This window comes from Plantactinospora sp. BC1, assembly GCF_003030345.1.
Lineage (GTDB): Bacteria > Actinomycetota > Actinomycetes > Mycobacteriales > Micromonosporaceae > Plantactinospora.
The window spans coordinates 3,549,200-3,567,288 of record NZ_CP028158.1 but is presented as its reverse complement, the minus strand read 5'-3'; the positions used below and the strand labels follow the sequence as shown (position 1 = coordinate 3,567,288).

The 18,089-nt window shown below is 73.1% G+C and carries 17 protein-coding genes and 1 pseudogene; 9 read left to right on the top strand and 9 right to left on the bottom strand.

Annotated elements, in window-relative coordinates; all coding sequences use genetic code 11:
* The first annotated feature begins 26 nt into the window (after positions 1–26).
* The 3 genes from C6361_RS15385 to C6361_RS15375 all read left to right on the top strand — a co-directional run bounded on the left by C6361_RS15385 (position 27) and on the right by C6361_RS15375 (position 2,044).
* Complete coding sequence (locus C6361_RS15385) at positions 27–962, top strand: DUF2332 domain-containing protein (RefSeq protein ID WP_107268149.1); 936 nt, start codon at positions 27–29, stop codon at positions 960–962.
* Between the two features lie 79 nt (positions 963–1,041).
* Positions 1,042–1,323 carry a DUF5522 domain-containing protein gene (locus tag C6361_RS15380; RefSeq protein ID WP_107258611.1) on the top strand — a complete coding sequence of 94 codons (282 nt, stop codon included), beginning with the start codon at positions 1,042–1,044 and terminating at the stop codon, positions 1,321–1,323.
* Positions 1,324–1,498: 175 nt separating this feature from the next.
* A complete protein-coding gene (locus C6361_RS15375; RefSeq protein ID WP_159079336.1) occupies positions 1,499–2,044 on the top strand; it encodes a hypothetical protein in 546 nt (181 codons plus the stop codon).
* 148 nt (positions 2,045–2,192) lie between these two features.
* Here the strand turns inward: C6361_RS15375 and C6361_RS15370 are convergent, their stop codons facing one another.
* Positions 2,193–2,879, bottom strand: coding sequence for a metal-dependent transcriptional regulator (locus tag C6361_RS15370; RefSeq protein ID WP_107258613.1), 687 nt, complete (start codon positions 2,877–2,879; stop codon positions 2,193–2,195).
* Positions 2,880–2,976: 97 nt separating this feature from the next.
* Here C6361_RS15370 and C6361_RS15365 point away from each other — a divergent pair, with 97 nt between their 5' ends.
* Entirely contained in the window at positions 2,977–3,849 is an 873-nt protein-coding gene (locus C6361_RS15365) for a sulfurtransferase (RefSeq protein ID WP_107268148.1), read from the top strand.
* Positions 3,850–3,993: 144 nt separating this feature from the next.
* Positions 3,994–5,175: an acetoin utilization protein AcuC gene (locus C6361_RS15360; RefSeq protein WP_107270975.1), complete on the top strand. Its 1,182-nt coding sequence runs from the start codon at positions 3,994–3,996 to the stop codon at positions 5,173–5,175.
* Positions 5,176–5,281: 106 nt separating this feature from the next.
* Here the strand turns inward: C6361_RS15360 and C6361_RS15355 are convergent, their stop codons facing one another.
* Positions 5,282–6,115, bottom strand: coding sequence for a TetR family transcriptional regulator (locus C6361_RS15355; RefSeq protein WP_107268147.1), 834 nt, complete (start codon positions 6,113–6,115; stop codon positions 5,282–5,284).
* Between the two features lie 208 nt (positions 6,116–6,323).
* Between C6361_RS15355 and C6361_RS15350 the strand changes: the two genes are divergently transcribed.
* Both C6361_RS15350 and C6361_RS15345 read left to right on the top strand, forming a co-directional pair.
* Positions 6,324–7,250, top strand: coding sequence for an ABC transporter ATP-binding protein (locus C6361_RS15350; RefSeq protein ID WP_107268146.1), 927 nt, complete (start codon positions 6,324–6,326; stop codon positions 7,248–7,250).
* Complete coding sequence (locus tag C6361_RS15345) at positions 7,247–8,875, top strand: ABC transporter permease (protein WP_107268145.1); 1,629 nt, start codon at positions 7,247–7,249, stop codon at positions 8,873–8,875. Before C6361_RS15350 ends, C6361_RS15345 begins: the two co-directional genes overlap by 4 nt.
* Positions 8,876–8,960: 85 nt before the next feature.
* Here C6361_RS15345 and sigB read toward each other — a convergent pair whose 3' ends face one another.
* Positions 8,961–9,911 carry an RNA polymerase sigma factor SigB gene (gene sigB, locus C6361_RS15340; RefSeq protein ID WP_107263955.1) on the bottom strand — a complete coding sequence of 317 codons (951 nt, stop codon included), beginning with the start codon at positions 9,909–9,911 and terminating at the stop codon, positions 8,961–8,963.
* Between the two features lie 365 nt (positions 9,912–10,276).
* Here sigB and C6361_RS15335 point away from each other — a divergent pair, with 365 nt between their 5' ends.
* A complete protein-coding gene (locus C6361_RS15335; RefSeq protein ID WP_107270974.1) occupies positions 10,277–11,065 on the top strand; it encodes a sporulation protein in 789 nt (262 codons plus the stop codon).
* A 40-nt stretch (positions 11,066–11,105) separates the two neighbouring features.
* Here the strand turns inward: C6361_RS15335 and dtd are convergent, their stop codons facing one another.
* The 6 genes and pseudogenes from dtd to C6361_RS15305 all read right to left on the bottom strand — a co-directional run bounded on the left by dtd (position 11,106) and on the right by C6361_RS15305 (position 16,778).
* Entirely contained in the window at positions 11,106–11,528 is a 423-nt protein-coding gene (gene dtd, locus C6361_RS15330; RefSeq protein ID WP_107268144.1) for a D-aminoacyl-tRNA deacylase, read from the bottom strand.
* A 5-nt stretch (positions 11,529–11,533) separates the two neighbouring features.
* On the bottom strand, positions 11,534–13,018 hold the full coding sequence (locus tag C6361_RS15325) for a methyltransferase (protein WP_199853360.1): 1,485 nt from the start codon (positions 13,016–13,018) through the stop codon (positions 11,534–11,536).
* 101 nt (positions 13,019–13,119) lie between these two features.
* The gene (locus tag C6361_RS38995) at positions 13,120–14,391 is read right to left on the bottom strand and encodes a CPBP family intramembrane glutamic endopeptidase (protein WP_159079335.1); all 1,272 of its coding nucleotides are present in this window, start codon (positions 14,389–14,391) and stop codon (positions 13,120–13,122) included.
* A 253-nt stretch (positions 14,392–14,644) separates the two neighbouring features.
* Positions 14,645–15,304 (bottom strand): annotated as a pseudogene (locus C6361_RS15315) (lytic polysaccharide monooxygenase); the annotation flags it as partial.
* 317 nt (positions 15,305–15,621) lie between these two features.
* Entirely contained in the window at positions 15,622–16,062 is a 441-nt protein-coding gene (locus C6361_RS15310; RefSeq protein ID WP_107268143.1) for a cupin domain-containing protein, read from the bottom strand.
* Between the two features lie 128 nt (positions 16,063–16,190).
* Positions 16,191–16,778, bottom strand: coding sequence for a hypothetical protein (locus C6361_RS15305; protein WP_107268142.1), 588 nt, complete (start codon positions 16,776–16,778; stop codon positions 16,191–16,193).
* Positions 16,779–17,693: 915 nt separating this feature from the next.
* On the opposite strand from C6361_RS15305, the gene C6361_RS15300 reads away from it, so the two are divergent.
* Positions 17,694–17,942, top strand: a complete 249-nt coding sequence (locus tag C6361_RS15300; RefSeq protein WP_107258623.1) for a hypothetical protein — start codon at positions 17,694–17,696, stop codon at positions 17,940–17,942.
* Positions 17,943–18,089 lie beyond the last annotated feature (147 nt).

Sequence of the window (18,089 nt, the reverse complement as noted above, 5' to 3'; positions counted from 1 at the left end):
GACGGCTCCGCTGGGATCATCGGCAGATGACGATCGCCGCCCGCTACGTCGAGTTCGGTACCCGGGAGACGCGGGGCGTGTCGCCCGCCTACGAGCGGCTCGCCCTGGCCGTCTCCCGCGACGACGAACTGCTCTCCCTGATCGGTACGCTGCCGCCGGCCAAGCAGCAGCCGAACCTGCTCTTCGGGGTCGTACGCCTGCTCGGCGGTCCGGTCGAGGACCCGGCCGCGTTCCACGACTATGCGGTGGCGAACTGGCCGACGATCGCGGCGCAGGTGCGTACCCGGGCCACCCAGACCAACGAGGCCGGTCGGTGCGCGCTGCTGCTGCCGGTGCTCACCGCCCTGCCGCAGCCGCTCGCGCTGCTGGAGGTCGGCGCCTCCGCCGGGCTCTGCCTCTATCCGGACCGCTACGCCTACCGCTACGGCGACCACCTGCTCGGCACCGGCGAGCCGGTGCTGGACTGCGCCGTCACCGGGGTGACGCCGCCGACCCGGCTGCCCGAGGTGGTGTGGCGGGCCGGCCTGGACCTGAACCCGCTGGACGTGACCGATCCCGCCGACCTGGCCTGGCTGGACGCCACCATCTGGCCGGAGCACGCGCACCGGCGGGCCCGGCTGCGGTCGGCGGCGGCCGTCGCCGCCGCCGGGCCGCCGCTGCTGCGCCGCGGCGACCTGGTGGACGACCTTGCCGCGCTGGCCGCGCAGGCGCCGTCCGGGGCGACCCTGGTGGTCTTCCACACCTCCGTGCTCTACCAGGTGCCGGCGCCGCGCCGGCAGGCCTTCGCCGATCTGGTACGCGGCCTGCCCGGCCACTGGATCGCGAACGAGGCTCCGGAGGTACTGCCCTACGACGGGTTGCCGGAGCAGCCGAGCGAGGCGTTCCACAACGTACTCGCGCTGGACGGCAGGCCGCTCGCCTGGACCCGGGGGCACGGACAGTCGATGGTCTGGTTCGGATAGCGGCTGCCCCGGCACCGGCCCGGCCGGCGCTGCCGACCGGTGACCGGAGGGGTCGGCGGGTTGTCGTAGGGTCGGCGGGATGGACGGTACGGAGGAACGGGCCGGCGGGCGGCGCCTGCCGTTGGCACCCCGACCGCTGGACCAGCCGCATCCGTCCCGCCTTCCGCCGACGCACCCGGACCGGGAGCGGATTCTCGCCGCCCACGCCGCCGCGCTCGCGGCCGGTGAGGCGGGCTATCCCGACCCGGGCACCGGGCTCTTCGTGCTCACCGCCGGCTTCCTGGCCCGGCGTGGCACCTGCTGTGGGCGTGGCTGCCGGCACTGCCCTTACCTGGACGACCCGGTAGCGCCGGCCGACTGAGCCCGGCCGTTCCGCTCGGCGGTGACCGTGCGGGGGCCGCGGTGTTCGCCGTGCGGGCCGGACCGAACCGGGCCGTTCCGCTCGCCGGGGGCGCGGGGTTTCGCCGCGCGGGCCGAACCCGTACGGTGTCCGACGGATTCCCCGGCGCTCGGGCCGGACGGGTGGGAGGTGCGAGATGCGCGGACGACTCTGCCTGATTGGCGCCGGTTTGCTGCTGCTTGCCGGCTGTGCCGAGGAGGCGGCGCCGCAGTCGGCCGGGCCGGCGCCGAAGGTGGTCCGGCTGCCGGCGTCGGCTGCCGGCGGTGCCTGTCAGCTCCTGGAGTATCCGGCGGTCGAGCAGGCCATCGGCGCCCGGTTCGAGGTGGCGGCGGCGAGCCGGCACGGCAAGACCGACACCTGCGTGCTGCGCGGCGAGGCCGAGGCCCGGCCCGAACTCGCGCTCTCGGTGACCCCGACCACGGCCGACGCGTCGATCTTCGCCGACGAGGTGGTGCCGAGCGGCGGCAAGAGCGTCAAGGGGCTGGGCAAGGCCGCCTATCGGGCCACCACGGCCCCGGCGAAGAGCACCGGCAGCACGGTCGAGGTGGGCTGGCTCACCGGGAACGGCCGGCTGGTCAGCCTCCGCTTCACCTTCCCCACCGGCGAGGACCGGGCCGAGGCCGACGCCCTGGCGCCCAAGCTGATCAACCTGGCGAAGAAAATCGACACCAGCAGTCTCTGACCAGCCCCTGACCGTCGCCGGACCGGAGCCGGCGGTGAACCGGCCCCGTCGGTCCGGGCGTGGTGGTGCCGGCCCGGTGCCGGGCGGGGGTGTGGCGGCCTTGCGGTGGCGGTCGGTGTGCGGCGACCGGTCGGTGTGCGGCGACCGGTCAGTGTGCGGCGACGAAGACCCGGGAGGCGACCTCGCGGGGGAGCCGCACCTTGTCGCCGGAGCGGTCGATGGTGACCCCGTCCCGCTCCTGCGCGACGGTGACCATCGCGCCCGGGTCGACGCCGGCCGCGTGCAACTGGCGCAGCACGTCGCCGTCCTTCTGGACGCTCTCGCAGATCCGTCGGACCACCACCGGGCCGCTCAGGCCGGGGAAGGCGAGGTTTCGCTCACCCTCGGTGACCGTTTCGACCAGGACGTCCGGATTGGGACTGAACGCCTCCAGCCCCGGGATCGGGTTGCCGTACGGCGACCGGGTCGGGCGGTCGAGCAGCTCGTAGACCTTCTTCTCCACCGAGTCGCTCATCACGTGCTCCCAGCGGCAGGCCTCGTCGTGGGCCTCCTCGTAGGGCATCCCGATCACGTTGACGAGCAGCAGCTCGGCCAGCCGGTGCTTACGCATCACCGAGATCGCCTGGGTGCGGCCGAGCGCGGTGAGCTGGAGGTGGCGGTCGTCCTCGACGGTCAGCAGGCCGTCGCGCTCCATCCGGGCAACGGTCTGGCTGACGGTCGGACCACTCTGGCGCAGCCGCTCGGCGATCCGGGCACGCAGCGGCGGCACCCCCTCCTCTTCCAGTTCGAGGATGGTGCGCAGGTACATCTCGGTGGTGTCGACTAGGTCGTTCACGTCAGTGGTCCTCCCGGTCACGATGGTACCTCGGGGTACCGATATTCAGTGCCGCCGAGCCGGGCGGTTCCGTTCCGGATGGTGTTGACTGGACGCCGTGTCCGGACCGGATGACCTCCTCGTCGACGTGACCCGGCTCGCCGCCGAACTGGCGTCCGCCGAGCCACCGGTCGTACTCGATGTCCGCTGGCGGCTCGTCGGGCCGCCGGGCCGCCGGGACTACCTGGCCGGGCACCTGCCGGGCGCGGTCTTCGTCGACCTGGACACCGAGCTGTCCGGGCCGCCCGGCGTGCACGGCCGGCATCCGCTGCCCGACCCGGCGGCCTTGCAGCGGGTGCTCCGCACGGCCGGCGTCCGCGCCGGAGGCCCGGTGGTGGTCTACGACGGCGGCGACGGGATGGCGGCGGCCCGCGCCTGGTGGACGCTGCGCTGGGCGGGACATGCGCAGGTCCGGGTGCTCGACGGCGGCTTCCCGGCCTGGGCCGGGGCCGGGCTGCCGGTGACCACCGAGCCACCGGCGCTGACGCCGGGAGACATGACCGTACGCCCGGGCGGGATGCCGGTGCTCGACGCCGGCTCGGCCGCGGAGATGGCGGCGCACGGGGTGCTGGTCGACGTCCGGGCGGCGGTGCGCTACCGGGGCGAGACCGAGCCCGTCGACCCGGTGGCCGGGCACATTCCCGGCGCGGTGAACATGCCGGCCACCGAGTACGTCGGGACGGACGGCCGGTTTCCGGCCGCCGAGGCGCTGCGCGCCCGGTTCGCCGAGGCGGGCGTCCGGCCCGGGGCGCGGGTCGGCGCGTACTGCGGCTCCGGGGTGACCGCCGCGCAGGCGGTGCTCGCCCTGCACCGGGCCGGACACCCCGGGGCAGCGCTCTACGTCGGGTCGTGGAGCCACTGGATCACCGACCCGGAACGGCCGGTCGCGCTCGGTCCCGAGCCGGGCGACCCCGCACCGGCCGCCGACTGAACCCGCAACCCGTCGCGGCGGGCGACTCGGCCGGCAACCCGTCGCGGCGGGCGACCGAGCCGGCGTACCGTCGCGGTGGCGGCGCGCGGCGCTCCGGGTAGGCGGTCGCGGCCGGCCGCCGTTCCCCGTGCGACGATGAACACCATGTCGGACGACACGGTGGTGGTCTGGGACGAGAGTCTGCTGACGTACGACCTGGGTGACCATCCGCTCGACCCGGTACGGGTGGAACTGACCGTGGCCCTGGCTCGGGAACTCGGCGTGTTGGACCGCCCCGGCGTACGCCTGGTGGCCCCCACCCCGGCCGACGACGCGGCACTGGCCCGGGTGCACCGGCCGGACTACCTCGACGCGGTCCGGGCGGCGCCGAGCGACCCGCTCTTCTCCGGGTACGGCCTCGGCACCCCGGACAATCCGATCTTCGACGGGATGCACGAGTCGAGCGCCCTGGTGGCCGGGGCGAGCCTGGCGGCGGCCGAGGCGGTCTGGCGGGGCGAGGCCCGGCGCGCGGTCAACGTGGCCGGTGGCCTGCACCACGCGATGCCGAGTCGGGCGGCCGGGTTCTGCGTCTACAACGACCCGGCGGTGGCGATCGCCCGGCTGCTCGACCTCGGCGCCGAGCGGGTGGCCTACGTGGACGTCGACGTGCACCACGGCGACGGGGTGCAGGAAATCTTCTACGGCGATCCCCGGGTGCTGACGGTCAGCCTGCACGAGACGCCGTTGGCACTCTTTCCGGGTACGGGGTTCTCCGACGAGATCGGTGGTCCGGGGGCCGAGGGGAGCGCGGTCAACCTGCCGCTGCCGCCCGGGACCGGCGACGCGGGTTGGCTGCGTGGTTTCCACGCCACCGTTCCGGCGCTGCTGCGCGCGTTCCGGCCGCAGATCCTGGTCACCCAGTGCGGTGCCGACAGTCACCGGCTCGATCCGCTGGCCGACCTGCGGCTGAGCGTGGACGGGCAGCGGGCGAGCTATCTGGCGCTGCGGGCGCTCGCCGACGAACTCTGTGAGGGGCGTTGGGTGGCCACCGGCGGCGGCGGTTACGCGCTGGTCGAGGTGGTGCCCCGGGCCTGGACGCACCTGCTCGCGGTCGCCACCGGCGAACCGGTCGACCCGGCCGCGCTGACCCCGCCGGCCTGGCGGGAGCTGGCCAAGGCCCGCCGTCCGGAGCGGGAGGTGCCGCTGCGGATGACCGACGAGGCGGACGGCTCGTACGAGCCGTGGCAGCCGACCGGCGAGCCGGACGCGGTGGACCGGGCGATCATGGCGACCCGCAAGGCGGTCTTTCCGCTGCACGGCCTCGACCCGCAGGATCCGTCGCTCTGAGCCGTGGCTCGGTTCGGCGGCGGCTCGACGCGCGGGCCGGCCGCCGTGTTCGCCGCCGCCCGGGGTGTCTCAAAATCATCTCGAATTAGTGTCGGAACCTGTCTCGTTATCGCTCGGGTTGGGCCGGGTCGGCGACCCGGAGGTGCCGGTAGAGGGTGGCCCGGGAGACGCCGAGGCTGGCGGCGATCTGGTCCACGGTGTGCAGCCCGGCGCCGTGCATCGCCCGGGCCGTACGCACCTGTTCGGCACTGAGCCCGGGCGGTCGCCCCGCCCGGCGCCGACGGCTCGGCCGAACCCGCTCCGGACCGGACTGTCGTTCTCCGCCGCGTTCTGCGGCCCGTTCTCCGCCCGGTTCTGCGGCCCGTTCTCCGGTCCGGTCGGTGCCGGCTCGCGGCGCCGGCTCGCTGAGCAGCCGGACCGCGCCGTCGAGTAGCGCCGCCCGCAACTCGTCGTCCGGCACGTCGGCGTAGAAGACGATCGGGTCGCCGAGCATCCCGGTGGCCTGGATGGCCCGGATCCGCTCCAGCCGGGTCGCGCCCGGGCCGGCGACCAGGTCGTACGCCCTGGTGGCGAGCCGCATGATCCGGGCGTACGTGCTGCCCCGGGCGAGCAGCGTCATGTCGTGGTAGAGCGTCCCCAGTGGTCGCCGGTGCCGCAGCAGGGTGTCGAGCCAGCCCTCCAGCGCCGCCCAGCGGGCCGCCGGCCAGGGCAGCTGGGCCGCCCGCTCCAGCGCCGCCTCCAGGTCGGAGACGAGCGGCTCGGCCAGCGCCACCAGCAGGTGTTCCTTGCTGGGGAAGTGGTAGAGGATGCCCGCCTTGGTCAGCCCCAGCCGGTCGGCGATCTGCCGCAGCGAGGTGCGCTGGTAGCCCTGCGCGCCGAACAGGTCCAGGGCGGTACGCAGGATCCGGCTCCGGGTGTCGAGAGCGGGAGGTCGATCCATCCGCCCAGGGTACCGCCCCCTGACCGACGATCAGGAATTTGTGACCGTCGTCCTACCATCGGTCAGTACACTGGCATCGAGACACTGTCACGATCCGGCTCGACACGTCGTCCTGGTTCCCGGACGGTTCCCGGACGACGCGGAATCGGCAACTGGCAAGCGGAATCGGCAACTAGTAAGCGGAATCGGCAACTAGCAAGGGAGCGTCATGACCGCGATCTCGGTGGCCGGCCTGGTGAAGACCTTCGGGGCCACCCGCGCGCTGGACGAACTGGACCTGACCGTCCGGTCCGGCGAGGTGCACGGGTTCCTCGGACCGAACGGGGCGGGCAAGTCCACCACCATCCGGATCCTGCTCGGCCTGCTCCGCAAGGACGCGGGCGAGGTGGGCGTACTCGGTGGCGATCCCTGGCGGGACGCCGTGTCGCTGCACCGCCGGCTGGCGTACGTGCCCGGCGACGTGAACCTCTGGCCCAACCTCTCCGGCGGGGAGGCGATCGACCTCTTCGGCGCGCTGCGCGGCGGGCTGGACCGGGCCCGCCGGGACGAGTTGTTGCAACGCTTCGACCTCGACCCGACCAAGAAGTGCCGCACCTACTCCAAGGGCAACCGGCAGAAGGTGGCGATCGTCGCCGCGTTCGCCTCCGACGTGGAACTGCTGGTGCTCGACGAGCCGACCTCCGGGCTGGACCCGCTGATGGAGGCGGTCTTCCGGGAGTACGTCACCGCGCTGCGCGACGCGGGCAAGACCGTGCTGCTCTCCAGCCACGTGATGTCCGAGGTGGAGGCGCTCTGCGACCGGGTCAGCATCATCCGGGCCGGCCGTACCGTCGAGTCCGGCACCCTGGCCGAGCTGCGCCACCTGACCCGGACCCCGATGACGGTCGAGACGGAGCGCCCGGTGGAGGGGCTCGCCGACCTGGCCGGGGTGCACGCGGTGACCGTCTCCGGCTCCACCACCCGGTTCGAGGTCGAGTCCGGCACCCTCGACCCGGTGCTGGCCCACCTCGCCCGGTTCGGGGTACGGGCCCTGACCAGTACGCCGCCGACCCTGGAGGAGCTGTTCATGCGGCACTACGGCGACGGTTCCGAGACCGGCGCCGCCGAGCGTCCTGTGCCGGCGGGTGCCCGGTGACCGCGCTGACCGGCACCGCCCGGCTGACCCGGCTCGCGGTGCGCCGGGACCGGGTGAAGCTCCTGGTCTGGGTGCTGGCCGTGCCCGGGGTCGCCGCCGCGGTCGCGCAGAGCGTCGCCGGCATCTACGGCACCGAGTCCGACCGGATCGGCTACGCCACCACCAGCGCCGCCAGTGTGGTCGCCCGGGCGTTCAACGGCCCGGTCTCCGGGCCGAGCCTCGGGTCGGTGGTCACCGCCGAGGCGTACACGATGCTGGCCCTGCTCGCCGCGTTGCTCAGCACCTTCGCGGTGGTCCGGCACACCCGGCAGAACGAGGAGACCGGCCGGGCGGAGCTGCTCGGCTCGGCGGTGGTCGGCCGGCACGCCCCGCTCACCGCGGCCCTGCTCACCACGCTCGCCGCCAACGTGCTCAGCGGGGTACTGCTGGCCCTGGTTCTGGTGGCCGGGGACCTGCCGGTGGCCGGCTCGTTCGCGCTCGGCGCGGCGATCGCCGGGATCGGGGTCTCGTTCGCGGCGGTCGCCGCGGTGACCGCCCAGATCTCCGGTACGGCGCGCGGCGCGAACGGCATGGCCGCGGCCGTCGTCGGCGTCGCCTTCCTGCTCCGAGCCGCCGGAGACGCCTGGGGGACCGTCTCCGCCGACGGGATGCGGGTGGTCAGCGCCTGGCCGTCCTGGCTCTCCCCGCTCGGCTGGGCCAGCCAGGTCCAGGCGTTCGACCGCAACCGCTGGCCGGTACTCGCCCTGACGGTCGGCTTCGCGCTGCTCGCCGTCGGTACGGCGTTCCTGCTGACCGCCCACCGCGACCTTGGCGCCGGGCTGCTGGCCGTCCGCCGTGGCCCGGCGGTGGCGGCCCGGGGTCTGCTCAGCCCCGCCGGCCTGTCCTGGAGGTTGCAGCGGGGTGTGGTGCTGGGCTGGGCCGTCGGCGTCGTGGTGATGGGGATGTCGATGGGTTCGGTCGGCGAGGAGGTCGACAGCTTCGTCGGCGAGAACGAGGCGGCCACCGAGCTGATCGCCCAGCTCGGCGGCACCGAGAAGCTGATCGACGCCTTCCTCGGCACCATGATGGCGATGTTCGCGCTCGCGGTGGCCGGCTTCGTGGTCCAGGCGGTGCTGCGGCTGCGGACCGAGGAGGCGGCCGGCACCCTGGAGGGGATACTCGCCACCGCCGTCAGCCGGCCCCGCTGGCTGCTCAGCCACCTGCTCTGGGCCGCCCTCGGCGCGGTCGTCCTGCTGGCGCTGGCCGGCGCGAGCACCGGGCTGGGCTACGGCCTGGTCAGCGGCGACGTACCCGGCGAGGTGGCCCGGCTCACCGTCGCCGGACTGGTCCAGGCGCCGGCGGCGCTGGTCCTCGCCGGTCTGGTGGTGGTGCTGTTCGGGCTGCTGCCCCGGCTGTCGGTGGCGCTGTCCTGGACGGCCTTCCTGCTCTGCGTCCTGCTGGGACAGCTCGGCGCGCTGCTGGAGCTGCCGCAGCCGGTGCTGAACCTGTCGCCCTTCACCCACCTGCCGGCGGTGCCGGCCGCCGACCCGAGCGCCACCCCCCTGGTGGTGCTGCTCGCCGTCGCGGTGGCGCTGACCGGGCTCGGCCTGGCCACGTTCCGCCGTCGGGACCTGGCGATCGGCTGAACCGGACGGGCCCGAACCCGGGAGCACGGACACAGCGCGGAGCCCCCGCCACCGGGCAGGTGGCGGGGGCTCCGGAGGGTACGGCTCAGCTCGCGTACGCCTCCAGGCGGTCGGCCCGGGACGGGTGGCGCAGCTTCAGCAGGGTGACCTTCTCGATCTGGCGGATCCGCTCCCGGGAGAGGCCGAACTCCCGGCCCACCTCGTCGAGGGTGCGCTGCCGTCCGTCGTCCAGGCCGAAGCGCAGCCGGATCACGGCCTGCTCGCGGTGCGAGAGGGTGGCGAGGACGATCTCCACCTCGTTGCGGAGCTGGCCCGCCGAGACGGCGTCACCGGGCTCCTCGCGGGGGTCGACGGCGGCGACGAAGTCACCGAGGGCGCTCTCACCGTCCTCGCCGACGGCCTGGTCGAGGCTGACCGGCTCCCGGTCGTACGAGATGAGTTCGATGACCTGGAACTCCGGTACGCCCAGCGCGGCGGCGACCTCGGCCACGGTGGGCTCCCGGCCGAGCTGGGTGGCCAGGTCCCGGCGGGTCCGGACCATCCGGTTGACCTGCTCGACCATGTGCACCGGGATGCGGATGGTGCGGGCCTGGTCGGCCATGGCCCGGGTGATGGCCTGCCGGATCCACCAGGTGGCGTAGGTGGAGAACTTGTAGCCCTTGGTGTAGTCGAACTTCTCGACGGCGCGGATCAGTCCGAGGTTGCCCTCCTGGATCAGGTCCAGGAACGCCATGCCCCGCCCCGTGTACCGCTTCGCGATGCTGACCACCAGCCGCAGGTTCGCCTCCAGCAGGTGGTTCTTCGCGGCCCGCCCCTGGACAGCGATGATCTCCAGGTCGGCCCGCAGCTCCGCCGACAACGCCCCCCGCGTGTCGGCGCTCAGCTTCTCCTCGGCGTAGAGCCCCGCCTCGATCCGCCGGGCCAGCTCCACCTCCTGGACGGCGGTGAGCAGCTTGGTCCGGCCGATGCCGTTGAGGTAGGCCCGGACCAGGTCGGCCGAGGCACCGCGCTCGTCGGTGGCGTCGAGGTCGACCATGACCTGCCCGCCGTCCCCGGTCGGCTCGGTGTGGACCCCGGCCGCGCTGGCCGGGTGAGTGTGGCTCTCGTTCAGGACCATCATCTGTCGCCTCCCCGCTTCGACAATGTGGCGCGTACCAGCGGACAACCGCGCTGGTGACACATAGCTTGGCCGGTAGGGCGTGAAGCCGAGGTGAGGAGAACGTCGGGTTGGCATGAAACCGGGAGACCGCCGGGGGCTGATTCGTCCCGGTTTCTCGACCTTGATCCCATTGATCGTCGTCCTCCGGTACCGGACCGCTCCGGCCCGTTGCCCGGGCGGTACTTGCCAGTGACGGTTACCGTGCGAGACGGGACAGAGATCGACGACGGATGGAGGACGTGGTGGTCTTCAAGCGGTTGATGCAGGCGATGGGTGTGGGCGGTCCGTCGGTCGAGACGGTGCTGACCAACCCGAACTGCCGGCCAGGCGGTTATCTGGAGGGCCAGGTCCACGTCGCGGGCGGCGACCATCCGGTGGACGTCGAGTACGTCGCGCTCGGCCTGGTGACCCGGGTCGAGGTGGAGAGTGGTGACAGTGAGTACAACACCACCCAGGAGTTCCAGCGGCAGCGGGTGACCGGCCCGTTCCGGCTGGAGAGCGGGCAGCGCCACGACATCCCGTTCCGCTTCGAGGTGCCGTGGGAGACGCCGCTGACCGAGATCGGCGGTCGCCACCTGCACGGGATGACCATGGGGTTGCGTACCGAGCTGGAGGTGGCCCGCGCGGTGGACAAGGGTGACCTCGACCCGGTCGCGGTGCATCCGCTGCCGGCACAGGAGCGGGTCATCGACGCCCTGGTCCAGCTCGGCTTCCGGTTCAGCCGGGCGGACGTCGAGCGCGGCCACATCTACGGCGTACGCCAGAGCCTGCCGTTCTACCAGGAGATCGAGTTCTATCCCGGTCCGCAGTACGCCCGGGCGATCAACCAGCTCGAACTGACCTTCGTGGCCACGCCGCAGCAGTTGCAGATCGTGCTGGAGATCGACAAGCGGGGCGGTCTCTTCACCGAGGGCCGGGACGCGTTCGGCCGGTTCACCGTCGACCACGCCTCAGTGGACCGGACGGACTGGGTCCGGCAGCTCGACGGCTGGCTGCGCCAGTCGATGCAGAAGCGCGGCCTCTTCTTCTGAGCCGTCCTGCGGTCCGCCCGACGGGCGGCGCGGGTCGGCGCTACAGCTCCAGCAGCACCGTGTGCGGGCCGACGTTGACGCTCTCGACCAGCATGTGCGCCCGGAAGCGGCCGGTGGAGACCTTGGCGCCACGCAGCCGCAGCGCCTCGACGAACGCGGTGACCAGCGGTTCGGCCACCTCGGCCGGGGCCGCCGCGCCCCAACTGGGCCGGCGGCCCTTGCGGGCGTCGCCGTAGAGGGTGAACTGGCTGACCACCAGCAGCGGCGCCCCGACGTCGGCGGCCGACCGCTCGTCGTCCAGGATCCGCAGCTCGTGCACCTTCCGGGCCATCGTCTCGGCGGTGGCCCGGGTGTCGGCGTGGGTCACCCCGAGCAGCACCAGCAGCCCGTCGGAGATCGCCCCGACCACCTCGCCGTCCACCGTCACACTGGCCCGGCTGACCGTCTGCACCACCGCACGCACGACGGTCAGTCTGCCACGGGCGCCAGGACGCCGCGTTCCACCAGGTGCGCGATGATCGGCGCGGCCGCCTCGGCAAGGTCCGTCGCGGGTACGTCGTGCGCCAGCGCCAGCACCGCGAGCTGCTCGCGCAGCGGCACCTGGCCGTTGGCCCCGCCGACCAGGGCCAGCACCAGCGGGTCCACCTCCTCGGTCCAGCGCAGCCCGTGCGACTGGACGAGCACCTGCCGGTCCACCACCCAGCCGTCGTCGCCCATCGACGCCTCCTGGCGCAGCTTCAGCCCGTCGACCGCCCGGAACCTGGTCGTCAGCAGCGCCTCGTCGTCCCGGCCGCGCAGCCAGTCCTGCCGGTCGAACCAGGCCGCGACCTGCTCGCCCATCGGTGGCTGTACCGCCTGCCGCAGGTCCTCGACCCGTACCACCGGATCGGTGTGGCCACCCCGGCGCAGGTTCACCACGCCGAAGCCGATCGCCTCGACCTTCTGCGCGTCGAACCAGTCGAGCCAGGCGGCCACCCGGTGCGGGTCGGCCGCCTCGCCGGCGTCGGAGAGCCACAGGTCGACGTAGTTCATCGGGTCGGCGACCTCGCGCTGGATCACCCAGGCGTCCAGGCCGGTACCGGCGAACCAGCCGGCCACCCGCTCACCCCAGTCCTCGCCGGCCACGTGCAGCCAGTTGGCCAGGTACTGCATGGTGCCGCCCTTGGTGAGCAGGCTCGGCGCGGCGGCGGCCAGTTCGGCGGCGATCCCGTCACCGACCCGGCCCGAGTCGCGGTAGCTGTGCGTGGTGGTGCCGGGGCCGACCACGAACGGCGGGTTGCTCACCACCAGGTCGAAGCGGCGACCGGCCACCGGGCCGACCAGGTCGCCCCTGAGCAGCTCCCAGCGGTGTCCGTTCAGTGCGGCGGTGGTCGCGGCGAACCGCAGCGACCGCTCGGAGACGTCGGTGGCGGTCACCGAGCGGGCGTGCTCGGCCAGGTGCAGGGCCTGCACGCCGCTTCCGGTGCCGAGGTCGAGGGCGCTGCCGACCGGGCGCCGGATGGTCGCCCCGACCAGCGTGGTGGTCGCGCCGCCGATCCCGAGTACGTGGTCGGCGGCGAGCGGCTGGCCGGGCCGGGCGCTGGCCGGTACGTCGGAGAGGACCCACCAGGTGTCTCCGTACGGCTCCAGGTCGACGCCCTGGCGGAGCCCGTCGCCGACCCGTTCGAGCAGCCCTCCGGCGAGCGCCTCGGCAAGCGGCAGCGGGGCGAGGGCCGCCCGTACGGCCGCCTCCGGCTCGGTCTGGGCGCAGACGAAGAGCCGGATCAGGGTGGCGAGCGGGTCGCGGTCCTCGGTGGCGCGCAGTGCCGCCCGGTAGTCGTTGCGGGTCAGTCCGCTCGTCGCGGCCGGGCCGAGCCGGTCGGCGATGCCGCTCGAGGTGTAGCCCGCGCTGGTCAGTGCCGTCCGGAGCTGGTCGACCCCAGCCGGGGACAGCAGCATCTCGTTCCCGTCCACGGCGTCCATCCTGCCCGCCGCCCCGACCGGGCCGACCCGCAACCCCCGCAGTTGGCGGCCCGGAACCACCCGTCGGGTGTAACGCGTCGGCACGGCGCCGGTCAGTCGGTCGGTCCGGTCGGCGTTTGACCAGCTCGCGGCCCCTGTGCCGGGGCGGCCGGCGGCTGATGCCCGTGCCGTTCACCGCTGTCGCGCTGACCGTTCTGCCGGCCGTGCTGGTCGGCCTCGTTCTGCCGGCCGTGCTGTTCGGCCCCGTTCTGCCGGCCGTACCGGTCGGTCGCGGGCAAGGGCGGCCCGGCCCCGGGGAGCGGTTGCCCCGGTCCGGGGAGCGGCTGCCCCGACCCGGCGCCCGGGTGGGCGGGTACGGGGAACGGGTGTCCGGGGACGGCGGCCGGGTGGGCGGGGGCGGGGAACGGGTGTCCGGGGACGGCGGCCGGGTAACCGGGCGGCGGGGCCGGTCGCTCGGGCGAGACGGTCGGCAGCCGGCGGCGGCGGGCCAGCCGGAGCACCGCGACGGCGTAGCCGGCGTTCACCAGCAGGCTGACCGCGAACATCTCCCAGGGAGCGTCGGCGGCGGTCTCGTCGATGCCGAGCTGTCCCAGCGCCGCCGCGCCGACGAACGAGACCAGGTTGTTCACCACGTGCAGCGCGATCGCGGCCTCCAGGCCGCCGGTACGGACGGTCAACCAGCCGAGTACGCCACCCATGACCATCAGGTCGGCGAAGCCCCACCCGGTGCCCCAGCCGTGCGCGAACGCGAAGAGCACGGCCTGGAGGGCGATCGCCGGCCACGGCGTCCGGAGGAACACCCCGACGAGCTGTAACAGCCAGCCCCGGAAGACGTACTCCTCGGCCGCGGCCTGGAACGGCACCAGCAGGAGCAGCAGGACCAGTGCGCCGAGGAAGCCCGCCCAGCCCGGCCAGCCGGTGCCGACCGCCTCGTCGCCGTCGGCGCTGCCGGTCAGGGCGAGCAGGCCGAAGCTGCCACCGAGCAGGAACAACACCGCCGGTACGGCAACCAGCGCGCACCAGCCGAGCCAGCGCCAGCGCAGCCGGCCGAGTACCGAGGAGACCGTACCGGCCGGACGGGCCTGCACCCAGCGCGCCGCGAGCAGGACGAACGGCAGCGCGGCGGCGATGGCGGCCAGCAAGAGTACGAGATCACCCAGCGCGCCCAGCGCCGGCAGGCCGTCCGGGCCGGTCGGACGCCCGCTGACGGCGGCGATCGCGGTGCCGATGCCGACCAGCAGGCAGAGCAGCACGAAGGTGCCGCCGAGGATCAGCAGGGTCCCGAGCAGCGGGCGCCACCAGCGGTGCCGGTCGGTACGAGCCAGCCGGTGGTAGGCGGTGCCCGGCGCGGGTGCGGTCGTCATGTGCCAAGGGTGCCCGGTCGGTGCCAGTGAGACATCGGCGGGACTGCCCGACCCGGTGCGGACCCGGGATGGTCGACCCGGCACGACGAGCCGGACCGGCCGGAAACAACCGACGGGCCGGGAAAAGACGTTCTCGACGGGATGCGCCGCCGGATGGGGCGGTGGCATCCCGTCGAGAGCGTCACGGTTCGCCGCGCGGGGGCGGGCCGGGCGACGTGCTCGCGGTGCGGGGGCCGACGGGCTCAGCGGGTCAGAACGTCACGTCCGAGCAGCCGTAGAAGGTCTCGGTGCTGTCGGAGCGGGTCCACACCGAGTAGATGATGTGGTGGCCGCTCTTGCCGGACGGCAGTCGACCGGTCCAGTAGTAGTGGCCGTCGTTGCTGCCCACGTTGCCCCGCTGCGGCGGGTTGGTGACCGAGGAGAACGGCGTCGACTCCAGGTCGCTCCAGGCCAGCGCGCGGGTGGGGCTCCAACCGTTGCGGGTGACGTACAGGTCGAACCGGCCGGGGTGCGCGGCCCAGTTGCTGTACCGGAACTCGATGCTCGCGCCCGAGCTGACCTGGGCCTTCGGGAAGTCGTTCCGAGCCAGGTCCCAACCCCGGAAGGTGGAGTTGCCGCCGCTGCACAGCTGGCCGTCCGGGATGAAGCCCCGGGTCCGGCCGGCGCCGTCCGAGCGGAGCACGCTGAACCAGTTGTAGAGCGGGGAGACGCCGCTGATGTTGGCCGCGGCGACACAGCCCGGGTTCTTGTTCACGATGTTGCCCTGCGGGGTCAGGCCGTCCCGGTAGCAGGCGTACGTCCGGCTCGCCGGAATCATCAGCGCGCCGTGTGCGTTGGCCGGGGTCGGCGAGATCACCGTCAGGAGGCCGGCGGTCAGTACGGCGGAGACACCGACGACCGTCAGTCTGCGCATGAGTTTCACGAGTTGATCCCTTCTGTTCGACCCGCTGCCCAGGGGTGTCGGCGGGCGGCGCGGTCGGGTGTTTTCCGGCGGGGCGTGCGGGCGTGGTGGTGGCGTCCGTCGCCCGGTCACCGGCTACTGGCACATCAGGCCCGGATCCCACACACGCAGCACGGTTGCCCCCGTACTGCGGCGATATGAACCATTGCAGCATGGATGGCCGGCTCAATCAATAGGTGTCTATCGATACGTGCCCGACGGAATGGTCCCGCATGTCCACCCGACCCGACCGCTGTCGGCAGCGCGGGGCAGGGGGAGTGGAGGTCGGCTCAGGCCAACTGGAAGTCGGCGAAGTCGAAGCCGGGCGCCACCACGCAGCTCACCAGGACCGGCTGGTCGCCCGCCGGCTCGGCCGACTGCCAGACACCGCCGGGGATCAGCAACTGTGGCTGCTCACCGGCGGCCACGTCCGGGCCGAGTCGGGCCTCGGTCGGCACCTCCGCCGGCACCTCGGCCACGCCACCGAGCCGCAGCCGCAGCGGGCCGCCCCGGTGCCAGAGCCACAGCTCGTCGGAGCGGACGACGTGCCAGCGGGACCGCTCCCCGGGTTGCAGCAGGAAGTAGATCGCGGTCGCGGCGGCACGCGGCCCGGCGTACCCCTCGGGGGTGAAGGCGTGCGTCGAGCGCCAGGTCTCGCGGAACCAGCCGCCCTCCGGGTGCGGGGCCAGGTCGAGCCGCTCGGCCAGCGGGGGTCGGTGCGGTGTCGTCACGGGTCGACCTCCACTCGGGTACGCCGGGTCCGCCCCGAAACCCGACGAACCGGAAGTCTACCGAGCGGGGTACGCCCCGGCGGCCGGACGGGATCGGGTACGACCTCGCCGCCGGCCGCCCCGGGCGGTCAGAGCCCGGCCGCCTCGTCGTACCGGCGGCGCAGGTCGGCCATCTCGGACTCGTCCAGTGCCTCCTTCTCGGCCAGCTTCTCGTACTTGTCCGGGAACAGTTCCCGGAGCCGGTCGATGAACCGGACGTCGGCGGTCGCCTCGACCACCTGGATGGCGGGCGGTTCGGTGGACATGTCCACGATCACCGGGCCGGCCAGCTTGACCGCCCAGTCCCAGGGCCGGTTCTGCTCGGCGACCCCGCAGAGGTGGAAGCCGTAGACGGTCTGCACGTCGGCGAGCGCGGTGACCTCGCTCGGCTCGAAGCCGTAGACGCGGACCCCGCAGATGATCGCCGGCTTCTTGCCGTCCTTCTCGGCGGTCGCCTGCTGCACGTTGTGGCCCGCGTGCTGGTGCTGCGCCGGGTCGGCCGACTCCAGTGTGGTCCGCAACCGGGTCATGATCTGCCCCTGCAGATCCGGTGGCCTGGCCTCCGAGCCGGCCGTGTTGATCAGTACGACCGTGCCGGCCGACACCGCCAGCAGGATGACCGCCACCCACACGAAGCGGTTGCGGTACCACCCCGCGAAACTGTTCCGGGTATTCATGATCGTTTCTCATCTCGTCGCCGGTCTGGTGCGTTGGCAGATCTCGTCGGACGCGCCGACCCGTGCTGGGTGGGTGTCCGTCGTTGGCGGAAGCTGGCCCGGCGAATGCAGTGCGGATCTGGCGTCGCGGCGCGCGCTGCCGACACTGCGGTGCTCCCGTGCTGGCCGTTCCCAGTGCGGTTGCCCCCGCACTGCGGCGATATGAGCCATTCCAGCACGCCCCGCCCCGCCCCGGCAATATCGACGATGCTCAGCGGAGCATCCGGCTCCGCCCGTCGCCCCGCTCGATCCCGCTCGGCCGGCAACGACGGAGATTGCGCGGCGGTCGCCGGTACCCGCCCCGGGGTGGTGCCGGTACGGCAAGGCAAGGCCGGCCGGCTCCGGTGCTGCGCTTCGACCGGGACAGGCGGAGCCGTTTTTCCGCCGATGCCCGGAGCGGGCGCCCCGGACCGCCCGCGGCTGACCGTGGCCATCCACGGCAAATCCGGCTGCCTGTCATCGACCCGGACCGGCGGGGAGTTCTTCCGTCCCCGGCGGAACTTTTCCCGCCGCACGAACCCGCAGCGTACGGCCTTTTTCCGTGCTGCCTGCCCGCTCCGATGCCGGTTCTGGATTCTCCCTTCCGAAACGGAAAATCTCCCTTCGTCGAATCGGAACAAGAACGGACTCATTTCGCTTCTTGACGAATCCCGTTCGCTTGCACATGATCCCTCCAATCAACGAGATCAGCGGGCGGGCTGCAGACCGTCCGGGCAATCCTGTTCTCGTCGTGACTATCGGACCTCCGGTCGGTGTGCACGATCACGGTGTCGCCGTCCGGCGCAAGCGAGGAAGGCCGAGATGCCTGCGAGGAAAGGGGACCCGGATTCCGGGTCCGGGGGGAGAGTGTCGGAACGGGTTCGTCTCGTTTCCGGCGTGGCGATTGCCGGCGGACTGCTCGTCCCGGTGCTCGCCATGTTGATGGGCTGCATGGTCCTGTTGCTGCACATCGGGGTACCGCTCTGGCCCGCACTGGCCGTCCTGGTCGTGCTCTGCGGAGTCGCCGTCGGGGTGGTCCGCCGGGTCACGGCACCGGCGGACGGTAAGGGCCGCGACGGCTGGTTCGGCCGGCTGCTGAAGGCACTGATCATGATCGGTACGGGGGGTTCCGGTCCAGGTCAGTGAGGTGCGCCTCCGGGCCGGGCCGGCTTCGGGGGTCGACGGTTGAAAGGGGGTCTTCCGCTGCAACGGAAGACCCCCACCCGACTCCGCTGGACCCATGGAAGGCCGAATCGGGGTGCTGTGATCGCCCGATCACGCTTAGTGGGGAAC